General features: G+C 62.3%; 13 protein-coding genes. 12 read left to right on the top strand and 1 reads right to left on the bottom strand.

Annotated features, from left to right (window positions below; all coding sequences use genetic code 11):
* Positions 1–44 precede the first annotated feature (44 nt).
* Positions 45–704 carry a uracil-DNA glycosylase gene (locus tag M2A_RS03315; RefSeq protein ID WP_045442864.1) on the bottom strand — a complete coding sequence of 220 codons (660 nt, stop codon included), beginning with the start codon at positions 702–704 and terminating at the stop codon, positions 45–47.
* 129 nt (positions 705–833) lie between these two features.
* Between M2A_RS03315 and folK the strand changes: the two genes are divergently transcribed.
* The 12 genes from folK to parC all read left to right on the top strand — a co-directional run bounded on the left by folK (position 834) and on the right by parC (position 12736).
* Entirely contained in the window at positions 834–1376 is a 543-nt protein-coding gene (gene folK, locus M2A_RS03310; RefSeq protein ID WP_045442863.1) for a 2-amino-4-hydroxy-6-hydroxymethyldihydropteridine diphosphokinase, read from the top strand.
* Between the two features lie 119 nt (positions 1377–1495).
* Entirely contained in the window at positions 1496–1891 is a 396-nt protein-coding gene (rpoZ, locus tag M2A_RS03305) for a DNA-directed RNA polymerase subunit omega (protein WP_045442861.1), read from the top strand.
* 154 nt (positions 1892–2045) lie between these two features.
* Entirely contained in the window at positions 2046–4196 is a 2151-nt protein-coding gene (locus tag M2A_RS03300; RefSeq protein WP_045442859.1) for a RelA/SpoT family protein, read from the top strand.
* A gap of 146 nt (positions 4197–4342) precedes the next feature.
* A complete protein-coding gene (gene pyrE / locus M2A_RS03295; protein ID WP_045442857.1) occupies positions 4343–4924 on the top strand; it encodes an orotate phosphoribosyltransferase in 582 nt (193 codons plus the stop codon).
* An 80-nt stretch (positions 4925–5004) separates the two neighbouring features.
* A complete protein-coding gene (locus M2A_RS03290; protein ID WP_045442855.1) occupies positions 5005–5598 on the top strand; it encodes a DUF2062 domain-containing protein in 594 nt (197 codons plus the stop codon).
* 39 nt (positions 5599–5637) lie between these two features.
* Positions 5638–6417: a pyridoxine 5'-phosphate synthase gene (locus tag M2A_RS03285; protein WP_045442853.1), complete on the top strand. Its 780-nt coding sequence runs from the start codon at positions 5638–5640 to the stop codon at positions 6415–6417.
* Entirely contained in the window at positions 6414–6821 is a 408-nt protein-coding gene (gene acpS / locus M2A_RS03280; protein WP_045442851.1) for a holo-ACP synthase, read from the top strand. Before M2A_RS03285 ends, acpS begins: the two co-directional genes overlap by 4 nt.
* Positions 6822–6935: 114 nt before the next feature.
* The gene (gene lepB, locus M2A_RS03275; RefSeq protein ID WP_045442850.1) at positions 6936–7694 is read left to right on the top strand and encodes a signal peptidase I; all 759 of its coding nucleotides are present in this window, start codon (positions 6936–6938) and stop codon (positions 7692–7694) included.
* Between the two features lie 3 nt (positions 7695–7697).
* Positions 7698–8423 carry a ribonuclease III gene (gene rnc, locus M2A_RS03270; protein WP_045442848.1) on the top strand — a complete coding sequence of 242 codons (726 nt, stop codon included), beginning with the start codon at positions 7698–7700 and terminating at the stop codon, positions 8421–8423.
* On the top strand, positions 8416–9351 hold the full coding sequence (gene era / locus M2A_RS03265; RefSeq protein ID WP_045442845.1) for a GTPase Era: 936 nt from the start codon (positions 8416–8418) through the stop codon (positions 9349–9351). The genes rnc and era overlap by 8 nt, the downstream gene beginning before the upstream one ends.
* 279 nt (positions 9352–9630) lie before the next feature.
* Positions 9631–10398: a DNA repair protein RecO gene (gene recO / locus M2A_RS03260; RefSeq protein ID WP_045442843.1), complete on the top strand. Its 768-nt coding sequence runs from the start codon at positions 9631–9633 to the stop codon at positions 10396–10398.
* 97 nt (positions 10399–10495) lie between these two features.
* Complete coding sequence (parC, locus tag M2A_RS03255; RefSeq protein WP_045442842.1) at positions 10496–12736, top strand: DNA topoisomerase IV subunit A; 2241 nt, start codon at positions 10496–10498, stop codon at positions 12734–12736.
* Positions 12737–12743: the final 7 nt, after the last annotated feature.

Below are 12743 nucleotides of genomic sequence, written 5' to 3'. Positions count from 1 at the left end.
CCGGGCTTGTCCCGGGTCCATACAGCCTTTCGGCAGACCGAACTCTACCGGCCCAAATGCGCGGCGATGGAGCGGAAGACGTCGTGAAACATCTCTTCGGTCAGGCGGCGCGTGTTCACATTGTAGCGGGAGCAATGATAGCTGTCGAAAAGCGTGATGCCGTTGCCGAGGTCATGGGCGGCGTTGTGGCCGAAGGTGAAGCTCGTGCGTTTCAACCCCAGCGCGGGCAGTGTGCTGTCATGGGCGATGCGTCCGAGCGCCAGAATGGCTTTCAGCTTCGGCAGCGCGCCAAGGCGGGCTTCGAGAAAGCCGCGGCAGGTTTTGGTCTCAGCGCCCGTCGGTTTGTTCTGCGGCGGTACGCAGCGCACCGCGTTGGTGATCATCGCGCCTTTCAGTTTCAGTCCGTCATTAGGGTCGGCTTTGAACGTGCCTTCGGCCCAGCCGAAGCTCAGCAGCGTCGGGTAGAGAAGATCGCCCGCATAATCCCCGGTAAAAGGCCGGCCCGTGCGGTTCGCCCCTTGCAGGCCCGGAGCGAGCCCCACGATCAACAGCTTCGCCTCTTCGTCGCCGAAAGAGGGGACGGGCGCATTGAACCAGTCCGGGTGCTTGTCCCGCTGCTCGTCCAGAAAGCCGACAAGGCGCGGGCAGAGCGGGCAGTCGAGCGGCGGTTCGGGCGTATAGGCGGGCGCGGCTTTTTTTGGCATAAGTCGGTCTTCTGATCGGTTGGGCTCCGGTGTCGGGAGGCCCGGCTTTATCGCAGGCCCGGCTTTATCGCAGGTATGGGTGCCTGTTTAAAGCATGCAGCCGGTTTAAAGTACGCAGGAAGAGTGGGCATGATCCTGATATCGCTCGGGTCGAATATGGCAGGGGCTTATGAAAGCCCGGCCCATGTGCTGCGCGCCGCGCTAGGCCAGTTCCCCCTGCATGGGCTGGAGCCGGTGCGCGTTTCCCCATTTTACCGCACCCCGGCGGTTGGCCCCTATGCGCAGCCCGATTTCATCAACGCCGTGGCGGAGGTGGAAGCGGCGCTGCCGCCCGAAGCGCTTTTGGCGCAATTGCACCGGATCGAGCAGGCTTTGGGCCGGGAGCGGGCGGTGCGCTGGGAAGAGCGGATCATCGATCTCGACCTTCTGGCCTTTGATGATCTTGTCGTTTCCCCGGCAGGCGGCGGGCCGCAGCCGGGCGAGCCCTGGAAGCCCCGGCCCTTGGAACTGCCCCATAGCGGCCTTGCCCAGCGGGCTTTCGTGCTGGTGCCGCTTGCCGATATTGCGCCCGAATGGCGCCATCCGGTTCTCGGTCTCACCGCGCGGGAGCTGCTTGGCCGGCTTGACCCTGCGGATCTGGCGGGGATTGCGCCGGAACGGGAGGGGGCGTGAAAAAGGGCAGTAATTCAGGCCTTTCTTCACCTAATTGCTTGTTTTCCCTTGCGTTTGAGCGTGCAAACCCCTAGATAATCTGCAAACATGATCCCTCACATTGCAGGAGATAGGCCCGCATGGCGCGTGTCACCGTTGAAGATTGCGTGGATAAAGTCACAAACCGGTTCGAGCTCGTGCTTCTGGCTGCTCACCGGGCCCGCAGCATTTCCGCCGGTTCCGAGCTGACGATCGACCGCGACAACGACAAAAATCCGGTCGTTGCCCTGCGTGAGATTGCCGAGGAAACCGTCAAGCCGGCCGAGCTCTACGAAGATTTCATCGCCAGCATGCAAAAGCGGGTGGAGACGGACGAGCCGGAAATGGAGCCGATGGCGCTTCTGCCGGGTCAGGAAGCCGCTCAGCCGGAACAGGCCGCAGGCGGCGCCGAAGAGGCGCTGGGCGCGGGCGACCGCATGAGCGAGGAAGACTTGCTGCGTGCTCTGCAGAGCCAGATGGACGCACCGCAGAAGTAAGTGCCGCACCCTTAAGTCAGGGAAGAGGGGCACTGGCCCTGCAGCACAATCGGTTAAGCGGGTGCTCCCGCCGACAGCGCCGCCCCGGCTCCTGGCTTGGGCGGCGTATTTTGTTCCGGCAGCTTGGTGTGCCGGGCGGAAAGGTGAAGAATAGGTGTTGCGCCAGTACGAATTGGTTGACCGTGTCGTTGCCTATGACCCGCAGGCGGATGAGGCAGCGCTGAACCGTGCCTATGTGTTCGGCACGCGTAAACACGGCAACCAGAAGCGGGCCTCCGGCGACCCTTATTTCTCCCACCCCATCGAAGTGGCGGGCATCCTGACCGAGCTGCGTCTCGACACGGCGACGATCATTACCGGCCTTCTCCACGACACGATCGAGGATACCGATACGACGGTGGCCGAGATCGAGGAACTCTTTGGCAAGGAAGTCGCCAATCTCGTGGACGGGGTGACGAAGCTCTCCCGCCTCGAATGGGATTCGGAGCACGCCAAACAGGCGGAGAATTTCCGCAAATTCCTGCTCGCCATGTCGAGTGATATCCGCGTGCTGCTGGTCAAGCTGGCCGACCGGCTGCATAACATGCGCACCCTGCATTTCATCTCCAAGCCCGAAAAACGTCAGCGCATCGCCCAGGAAACCATGGATATCTATGCCCCGCTCGCCGGGCGCATGGGCATGCAGGAAGTGCGCGAGGAGCTGGAAGACCTCTCTTTCCAGGTGCTGCAGCCCGAAGCGCGCGACACGCTGATCAACCGCCTCAACCAGATCCGGGAAGAACGCAGCGATATCGTCGAGCGGATCAGCGAGATGCTGCGCTCCACCTTCAAGGCCCATGGCATGGACGTCGTCGTCTATGGGCGGGAGAAGAAACCGTTCTCGGTCTGGAAGAAGATGGAGCGCCGCTCCATCTCGCTCGAGCAGCTCTCGGATATTTACGGCTTCCGCGTCATCGTCGAAGACGTTGCCGATTGCTATAAGGCGGTAGGTATCCTGCACACGACCTGGCCGATGGTGCCGGGCCGTTTCAAGGACTATATCTCCACACCGAAGAATAACGGCTACCGCTCTATCCACACGACGATCATCGGCCCGGAGCGCAAACGCGTGGAAGTGCAAGTGCGCACCCGCAAGCTGCACGAGGTGGCCGAATACGGCATCGCGGCGCACTGGTTCTATAAGGATCGCGGCAATCACGCCGAAGCCTCGGAAGAATTTGCCAATACGTTCAAATGGTTACGGCACCTTGTTGAGATGCTGGAACATGGCAGCTCGGCTGAGGAACTGCTCGAACATTCCAAGCTCCAGCTCTTTGTCGACCAGGTTTTCTGCTTCACGCCGAAGGGGCTTTTGATCACGCTGCCGCGCGGGGCAACGCCCGTCGATTTCGCTTATGCGGTCCATACCGACATTGGCGACACATGCGTTGGCTGCAAGATCAATGGCCGCCATATGCCGCTGCGCACCGAGCTGAAAAACGGTGATGAAGTGGAAATCATCCGCTCCAAAGCGCAGACCCCGTCGCCGGCCTGGGAAGCGTTTGTCGCCACCGGCAAGGCGCGCTCGGCCATCCGCCGCGCCGCCCGTCAGTCCCAGCAGCATGAGCTTGCCCGGCTGGGCCGCCTCATGGTCTCCAGCGTTTTCGAGCTGGCAGGAAAAGAGTTCAGCGATGCGGTGCTGGAGCGGGCTGTCGGCCGCTTCGACCGCAAGGACATCGAGGAGCTTCTGGCCGATGTCGGCGAGGGCCGCATTCAGGCCTATGACGTCTTGAAAGCGGTTTACCCGCGCGTGCGCAAACCTAAAGTGGGTGAGGGCGCAAGCGGGCGGGCCCTGCCGTCGGGCGAGCGCGCGGTGAAGCCGCTCGTCAAACTCGATAAGCGCATGTCCCACGGGGCGGTGCATTTTGCCGAAGGCACCTATCCGCTGCCCGGGGACCGGATCGTCGGTATTTTGACGCCGGGCGAAGGGGTGACGGTCTATCCGATTGATTCGGAGGCGCTGGCCGCTTTCGACAGCGAGCCGGAGCGCTGGATCGATGTGACCTGGGATGTGCAAAACGAGGAAGAAGCTGCCTTCCTCGCCAAAATCACGCTGATGGTGCGCAACGAGGTGGGCGCGCTCGGCTCCATCGCCACGCTGATTGCCGATTATGACGGCAATATCGATACGCTCTCCACACCCCAGCGGGACCGCGACTTTTATACGCTTCAGATCATGCTGGAGGTGCGCGATCTCAAGCATCTCACCTCTATCATGAGTGCGCTGCGCGGCCTCTCGGTGGTCAATAAAGTCACCCGCGGCTAAGCGCCGCTTCCGGGCGCGGCATTTAACTCTATTGCGCCGCTTTCGGGCGGCGGGGTATGAGACAGGCCATAGCCGTGCGGGGCCCTCCCGCAATCCGGTCCGCAAATCGGCCCGCCGGAAACACGAGGCGTCAGGAGAGAGAGGACATGAACGAAGCTCAGGTGCTCAAGGAGTTCGAGAAGGCAGGCGCGCTCCTCAACGGTCATTTCATTCTCTCTTCGGGGCTCCACAGCGCCCGTTATCTTCAATGCGCCCGCGCGCTGATGGACGCCAAGCGCGCGGCCAAGCTGTGCAAGGCGCTGGCGGGCAAGGTGCGCGAGGAAATCGACAAGGAAATCGATTTCGTCGTCTCCCCGGCCATGGGCGGGGTGATTGTGGGCTACGAAATGGGCCGTCAGCTCGGCGTGCCCTCGATGTTTCTGGAGCGCCCGACAGGGAGCTTCGAGCTTCGCCGGGGCTTTGCCATCCCCAAAGGCGCGCGCTGCCTGATGGTCGAGGATATCGTGACCACCGGCCTTTCCTCGCGCGAAGCCATTGCCGCCATTCGGGAAAATGGCGGCCGGGTCGTGGGCGGGGCCTGCCTTATCGACCGCTCCGGCGGCAAGGCCAAGATCGGGACGAAACTCGTCTCCCTCGCAAAATTGAAAATTCCCGCTTACGAGGCGGACAAATTGCCGCCCGATTTGGCGCAGATACCTGCGGTAAAGCCGGGCAGCCGGACGAAATAGCGCATAGAGCGTTAGTATTTGAGTGCCATATTGGCAGAAACGGGCGAAAAGCCCGGCGCCATGGGAAGAACCGCAGACCGATGTTCCGCCGCCGCAAAGAATTGCATCCGATCGAGCGCTTGCGCGAATGGTTTTGGCCGCGCAGCGGATGGCGGCGCGCCTTTCAATATGGCTGGCGGCGGGTCTGGCGGCTGTCGGGCTCTCCCCATGCCATCGCCATCGGTGTGGCGGCGGGCGCCTTTGCCTCCTTCACGCCCTTTGTCGGCTTTCACTTCATGCTCGGCTTCATGGTGGCTTGGATTTTCCGGGGCAATCTGATCGCCTCCGCCTTCGGTACATTCGTCGGCAATCCCATCACCTTCCCCTTCATCTGGATCGGCACTTACGATCTGGGGCGCTGGCTGTTGTCCTACGATAAGCCAGCCAATATGCATCCAACTGCGCTGTCATCGGACCTGTTCTTCAACCAGGCTCTCGATAAGGTGCTGCCGATAATCGGCCCGATGTCGCTGGGCAGCGTGCTTCTGGGTGTACCGGCCGCCGTCGCGATCTATTTCGTCTCGAAACCGGCGGTGGAAGCCTATCAGAAGAAGCGCCGCGAGACCCTGGCGCAGCGGGCACGGCACAGGAATGCCAAAATGTCCGAAAGGCAAGGGCAGGCCCTTCCCGAATAAACCAGTGAGGCCGAATAAGCCGAATACGCGAGGAGCAGGATGACTGGCAGCGGCAAGAATTTGCGCCTTGGGGTCAATATCGACCATGTGGCCACGATCCGGAACGCGCGGGGCGGGCGTCATCCTGAACCGCTGCGTGCCGCGCATCTGGCGCAAAAGGCCGGGGCGGACGGCATTACCGCCCATCTGCGCGAGGACCGCCGGCATATTTCCGATGAGGATATCGAGCGGCTTTCGGCTGAGATCGGCCTGCCGCTCAATCTTGAAATGGCGGCAACCGAGGAAATGCTGCAAATCGCGCTGCGCCATAAGCCCCATGCTTGCTGCCTCGTGCCGGAAAAGCGCGAGGAGCGCACCACCGAAGGCGGGCTTGATGCCGCTGGCGCGCACAATCATCTGGCGCCTTTCGTCGCCCGCCTTTCCGATGCAGGCTCGCGGGTTTCTCTTTTCATCGAGGCAAGCGAGGCGCAGCTTGAAGCGGCGGTGCGGCTCGGCGCGCCGGTCGTCGAACTTCACACCGGCGCTTATTGCGATGCCTTTGCCGATGGAAAAACGGAAGAAGCCGCGCGTGAGCTTGCCCGCCTGCAGCGCGCCGCCTCTCTTGGCGCCTCCATGGGGCTTGAGGTTCATGCCGGTCACGGCATTACGTTCGACACGGTGGCCCCCGTTGCTGCAATCGCGGAAGTGCGGGAGCTGAATATCGGGCATTTTCTGGTGGGCGAGGCGATTTTTATCGGCCTTGAAGCGGCTATCTGCGAAATGCGCCGCCGCATGGAGGCCGCGCGCGGGCAGGCAGAAGCGGGCCGGGAGGTTTCATGATTATCGGCATGGGCAATGACCTGATCGACATCCGCCGGGTGGCCAAGGTATTGGAGCGCCACGGCGAGCGGTTCACCACCCGCGTTTTCACCGATATCGAACGCAAGAAGTCCGATCGCCGCCGCAACCGCGCCGCCTCTTACGCCAAGCGCTTTGCCGCCAAGGAAGCTTGTTCCAAAGCGCTCGGCACCGGCATCCGCCAGAGCGTTTTCTGGAAGGATATGGGGGTGGTGAACCTTGCCACCGGCCAGCCCACCATGAAGCTGACGGGCGGCGCGCTGAAACGGCTGGAGGCGATGACCCCGGCGGGCATGGCCGCCCATATCCACCTCACCATCACCGATGATGATCCGCTCGCCCAAGCCTTTGTGATCATTGAAGCTTTGCCCGTCCCTAAGGACTGATCCCTGCGTCCATCCGCCTCAGGAAAGGATTAGGCTTGCCGGTCTGGTATGCTATGGTCGCGCCGCTTTGGCGCGCGGGCGCCGGGCGGTGATTTGCGGGGGAGCCGGTAGGCAATGTCGATGACAGACAAGGTAAAGAATTTCCGGGAGAGCGAGTGGGTCGATACCGCGCGCACGGTGACCTACGCGGTGGTGATCGCGCTGATCATCCGCGCCTTTCTCTTCCAGCCGTTCAACATCCCCTCTGGCTCGATGATCCCGACGCTCCTGATCGGGGATTATCTTTTCGTCTCCAAATTCTCTTACGGCTATTCCAAGCATTCCTTCCCGTTCTCGCTGCCGATTTTCGACGGGCGGGTGCTCGCCAGCCAGCCGGAGCGGGGCGATGTGATCGTCTTCAAAAAACCGACCGACAATCAAACCGATTTCATCAAGCGCCTGATCGGGCTGCCCGGCGATGAAATTCAGGTCCGCCGGGGCATCCTGCATATCAACGGCAAGCCGGTGAAGCGCGAGCGGCTGGAAGATTTCATCGAGAAAGCGCCCTCGGGCGATTTGCGCCGCTATCCGCAATACCGCGAGACGCTGCCGAACGGCGTCAGCTACACGACACTCGACACTGATGCCAATGGCTATCTCGACAATACCGGCGTTTATAAAGTCCCCGAGGGCCATTACTTCATGATGGGCGACAACAGGGACAATTCGAACGACAGCCGCGTGCCCAGCGAAGTGGGCTATGTGCCGTTTGAGAATCTCGTCGGCCGGGCGGAAGTGATTTTCTTCTCCACCGATGGCAGCGCTCGTATTTGGGAAATTTGGAACTGGTTTTCGGCCACGCGCTGGAACCGCCTTTTCCATGAGGTTGACTGACAGATGCCGCGCAAGCCGCGCAACGACACCGATACCAGCGATACGCCTTCTTCCCATCCGCTGAGCGCCGTTCTGGGCCACAGCTTTCAGAACCCGTCGCTTTTGAGCGAAGCGCTGACCCATATGAGCAGCGTGCCGGAAGGGCCCCATGGCAGTTATGAGCGGCTTGAGTTTCTGGGCGACCGGGTGCTTGGGCTTGTGATCGCGCGGATGCTGATCGAGACCTTTCCGGGCGAGCGGGAAGGGGATCTGGCCGTGCGGCTCAACGCGCTTGTGCGGGCGGAAACCTGCGAGGCGGTGGCGCAGGAAGCAGGCTTTGGCAAATATATCGCCATGAGCGCGGGCGAGGCGCGGGCCGGCGGGCGGCGCCATGCGACGATCCTCGCTGATGTTTGCGAAGCGGTGATCGGCGCGCTTTATCTCGATGGCGGGCTTGAGGCGGCCGAGGCCTTTATCGAACGGCATTGGCGCCCGCGTCTGCAGCTCGATCTGCGCCCGCCGCGCGATTCCAAAACCGTGCTGCAGGAATGGGCGCAGGCGGGCGGCTTCGGCCTGCCGCGTTACAGCCTGGCCGGGCGCAAGGGGCCGGATCATGCCCCGACATTCGAGGTGGAAGTGAGCGTCGAAGGGCATAAACCTGCCAAGGGGCTCGGCTCTTCCAAACGGGCGGCGGAACAGATGGCGGCGGAAAAGCTGCTCAAGCGTGAAAAGGTTGAAGGATATGAGTGAGGCGCCCACCGGCGGGATCTTGAAGAGCGCAGACGGCCAGCGGGCCGGTTTCGTGGCGCTGATCGGCGCGCCCAATGCGGGCAAGTCCACGCTGCTCAATCAGATGGTCGGCTCGAAAGTCGCCATCGTCACCCATAAAGTGCAGACCACGCGCTCGCGCCTGCGCGGCATTGCGATCGAGGGGCAGAGCCAGCTCGTCTTCGTCGACACGCCCGGTATTTTCCGCCCGCGCCGCCGCCTCGACCGGGCCATGGTGCAGGCTGCCTGGGGCGGGGCGGAGGATGCCGATCTCGTGGTGTTGCTGGTCGATGCCCAGCGCGGGCTGACAGAAGAGGTAGAGGCCATTTTAAAGGGCCTTCAGGATGTGCGCCGCCCGCTTTTGCTGGCGCTCAACAAGATCGACCTCATCCGCCGCGAAGAGCTTCTGGTGCTGGCCGCCGATATCAACGCCAAAGTGCCGTTCGCGGAAACCTTCATGATCTCGGCGGAAAAAGGCGACGGGGTGGCGGATCTGCGCGCTTATCTCGCCGCCCATGTGCCGCCCGGCCCCTGGCTTTACCCGGAAGACCAGATTGCCGATGCGCCGATGCGCAATCTGGCGGCGGAAGTGACGCGCGAGAAGCTCTTTTTACGCCTCCATCAGGAGTTGCCCTATCAGCTCACCGTGGAGACGGAAAGCTGGAAGGAGTTGAAGGACGGCTCGGCGCGCATCGAGCAGGTGATCTATGTGCAGCGCGAGGCGCATAAGAAGATCCTGATCGGCAAACAGGGCGCGACGCTGAAATCCATCGGTGCCCAGGCGCGTAAGGAACTGGAAGAGATGCTGGAGCGGCGCGTGCATCTTTTCATCTTCGTCAAGGTGCGCGAAAAGTGGGGTGACGACCCGGAACGCTATTCGCAGATGGGGCTCGATTTCCCGAAGGAATGAGCTCAAAGCTTCCATGCAATAGGCGTGTTAACTATTTGATGTGGCGGGCCTTTTGCGCTTTTGAAAAGCGCCACAGGATCTAGTATGTGGCAAAATTGCTGATCGCTGTGATGAATCTGCACAGAGCCGGGTTTTGAGGATCAGGAACCTTTTCCGTGCATGTTTGACGGGTGTTTTTGCAGCATTTTGACCTGAAAGCCTGTTTCACATTATCTGGTAGGTCGGAGCGGCGGCAGGCTGGACCCTGCGGCCAACTAGGTAAATCAGGAGGTGAGCAGCGTGGAGTGGCGCGACCAGGGCATCGTCCTTTCCGTGCGCCCGCATGGCGAAACCTCCGCCATTCTGGAGGTGCTGACCGCCGAGCACGGCCGCCATATGGGGCTGGTGCGCGGCGGCGCGTCGCGGCGGATGAAGCCGGTGCTGCAGCCCGGCAATTCGCTCACCCTGACCTGGCGGGCGCGGCTGCAGGAGCATCTGGGCACTTTCACCGCCGATCTCGTCAAATCGCGGGCAGGTATGCTCATGGAAGAGCCCATGGCGCTCAGCGGGCTTTTATCCGTTTGCGCGGTGGCCGGTGCGCTGCCCGAGCGTGAGGCTCATACCCCGCTTTATGAGGCGCTCGAAATCCTGCTGGAAAGCATGGACGACGCCGACATCTGGCCTGCCGTGCTCGTGCGCTGGGAGCTCGGGCTTTTGCAGGAACTTGGCTACGGGCTCGATCTCAGCCGCTGCGCGGCGACGGGGGAGCGCGAGGATCTGGTTTTCGTTTCGCCCAAAAGCGGGCGGGCGGTCAGCCGCGGGGCGGGGCTGCCTTACAAGGGCAAGCTTCTGGCGCTGCCGGGCTTCCTGATGGGCGCGCAGGCGGGCGGCGCCTCGATGCAGGATGTGGCGGACGGGCTGAAACTGACCGCGCATTTTATGGACCGCTACCTTTTTGCGCCTCAGGAGCGCACCTTGCCGGATGCCCGCCGGCGGCTGGTGGAGCTTTTCGAGCGGCGCCAGGCGGTCGCAGGCGGCGGTCGGCCCGGTCCTGGGGGGCCTGCCTGAGTGATATCGGGCCCCTGTATTTCAGGGGAGAATCGTCTATCAAGTATCCCGCGCCTGCGCGTCCTGTGCCGGCCAGTCCTCATGATATAGTCGCGCCATGACGAAAGTAACCGTACCGCCCGAATCGCCCGCCGAAGAGATCCGCCTGCGTGAGGCGCTGGAAGAGCGCTATCTTGCCTATGCGCTCTCCACCATCATGCACCGGGCGCTGCCGGATGTGCGCGACGGGCTGAAACCCGTGCACCGGCGGCTGCTCTACGCGATGCGCCAGCTCAAGCTCGATCCCAATTCCGGCTTCAAGAAGTCGGCCCGCGTGGTGGGCGATGTTATCGGTAAATACCACCCCCATGGGGACAGCGCCGTCTATGACGCGCTGGTGCGCCTCGCGCAGGATTTTGCCGTGCGCTACCCGCTGGTCGACGGGCAGGGCAATTTCGGCAATATCGACGGCGATAATGCCGCTGCCATGCGGTACACCGAGGCGCGGTTGACGCGGGTTGCCGAGCTGCTTTTGGAAGGGATCGACGAAGACACGATCGACTTCCGCGCGACTTACGATGGGGAAGAAAAAGAGCCCATCGTTCTGCCCGCCAATTTCCCGAACCTGCTGGCGAACGGTTCCTCGGGCATTGCCGTGGGCATGGCAACGAACATTCCCCCCCATAATGTGGCCGAGCTGTGCGACGCGGCGCTGCATCTCATCAAATTCCCCAATGCCTCGGCGGCCAAACTCGCCGATCTCGTGCCCGGCCCGGATTTTCCGACCGGCGGCATCATGATCGAGAGCAAGGAGAGCGTGGCCGAGGCCTATGCGACGGGGCGCGGCGGGTTCCGGGTGCGCGCACGCTGGGAGCTGGAGGACTTGCCGCGCGGCGGCTGGCAGATCGTCGTTACGGAAATTCCTTACCAGGTGCAAAAGGCCAAGCTCATCGAGCGGATCGCCGAGCTTTTGATGGCCAAGAAATTGCCGCTTCTGGAAGATGTGCGCGATGAATCCGCCGAAGACATCCGCGTCGTGCTGGAACCGAAATCGCGCAATGTCGACCCGCTCCATCTGATGGAATCGCTCTTCAAGACGACGGAGCTGGAAAGCCGCATCTCGCTCAACATGAATGTGCTCGACGGCGGGCAGGTGCCCAAGGTCATGAGCCTGCGCGATGTGCTCAGCGCCTGGCTTGCGCACCGCAAGGAAGTGCTGGTGCGGCGCAGCCGGTTCCAGCTCGATAAGGTCGAGCGGCGGGTTGAAATTCTCGACGGCTATATCATCGCCTTCCTCAACCTCGATGAAGTGATCCGCATCATCCGCGAGGAAGACGAGCCGAAGAAAGAATTGATCCGCGCCTTCGAGCTCAGCGATACGCAGGCCGAGGCCATTCTCAACATGCGTTTGCGCTCCTTGCGCAGGCTTGAAGAGATGGAGCTGAAAAAAGAGCACAAGGCGCTCAAAGCCGAAGCCAAGCGCCTGCGCGCGCTCCTCAAATCCGACGAGGCGCAGTGGAAGCAGATCGACGGCGAATTGCGCGAGGTGAAGAAGGAATTCGGGCCGAAGACGCCGCTCGGGCGCCGGCGCACCACATTCGGCGACGCGCCTGCGCTCGAAGATGTGCCGCTCGAGGCCATGGTCGAACGCGAACCTATCACCGTCATCTGCTCGGCCAAGGGCTGGGTGCGTTCGCTCAAGGGCCATGCGGAAAACACGGGCGATCTGAAATACAAGGAAGGCGACAAGGAGCGCTTCGTCTTCCATGCGCAGACGACGGACAAACTCATTCTTTTCGCCACCGACGGCCGCTTTTATACGATCCAGGCGGACAAGCTGCCGGGCGGGCGCGGCAATGGCCAGCCGGTCCGTTTCTTCATCGATCTCGATGACGGGCACGACGTTGTGGCCTTCTTCGTCCACGATCCCGAGCGCAAACTGCTCGTCGCCTCAAGCTCCGGGCACGGTTTCATCGTGCCGGAGGCCGAAGTCGTGGCGCTGCGCCGGCCGGGCAAGGTCGTGCTCAACGTCTCGGGCGATGTGGAAGCCTGCGCGCTTGCGCCCGTGGAAGGCGACACGGTGGCGGTGATCGGCGAGAACCGCAAGCTGCTGCTCTTCCCGCTTTCCGAGGTGCCCGAAATGACGCGCGGCAAGGGCGTGCGCCTTCAAAAATACCGCGACGGTGTGCTGAAAGACGTGAAGTGCTTTACGCTGAAAGAAGGCCTCACCGTCGTCGACCGCGGCGGGCGCAACCGGCACTTCGATAGGCTGAAAGACTGGCTCGGCGCGCGGGCACAGGCCGGGCGCCTGCCGCCTAAAGGCTTCCCGCATGGGGAAACGTTCGGGCCGAAAATCTAGGCGTCTC

Source organism: Tepidicaulis marinus (assembly GCF_000739695.1).
GTDB lineage: Bacteria > Pseudomonadota > Alphaproteobacteria > Parvibaculales > Parvibaculaceae > Tepidicaulis > Tepidicaulis marinus.
The sequence above is the reverse complement of the archived record's forward strand: the minus strand, read 5'-3'. Positions and strand labels throughout refer to the sequence as shown.